Source organism: Pseudomonas sp. EA_65y_Pfl1_P113 (assembly GCF_963970525.1).
GTDB lineage: Bacteria > Pseudomonadota > Gammaproteobacteria > Pseudomonadales > Pseudomonadaceae > Aquipseudomonas > Aquipseudomonas tritici.
In genome coordinates, this window is sequence record NZ_CAXAQM010000694.1 from 1 (window position 1) to 429 (window position 429).

Genomic DNA, 429 nt, shown 5'->3' on the forward strand with positions numbered 1-429 from the left:
TGCTGCCAGAGGTCCGATACGCTGTGTTCGGCGAAGAACGTCGGATCGACCCGCTTTGCTGTCGACTCCCAGGTCACCGCCTTTGCACCATTTTCGCAAAACTCGAAGGCGGAGGTGTGTTTGGGATCGGGCCACGCGCAGCCTGGGCAATCGAAGCCGTTGGGCTGGTTGTTCTCGAGCAGCGTCTCCACGCCCTGAACAAGCACTTGCTGGCGCTTGAGCGTCTCGGCCACTGCCTTGAGAGCGCCCCAGCCGCCAGCCGGTTCGTTATAGTCGCGGATGCCATCGGGCCGTTTGTCAGTCATGCCCGCAAATTACCGCCTGGCGAAGCAGCGTCTTGGCTCGCATGCGCCGAAATTGGACCGATGGCAGCCAAATTTGGGCAAGGTTGGCGGCACCGCCGAGGACCCGAAACTCTCGTATTATTGG

General features: G+C 61.1%; 1 pseudogene. It reads right to left on the reverse strand.

Features of this window, described 5'->3' with window-relative positions:
* Positions 1-305, reverse strand: a pseudogene (locus AACY52_RS31760) (CbbBc protein); the annotation flags it as partial.
* Positions 306-429 lie beyond the last annotated feature (124 nt).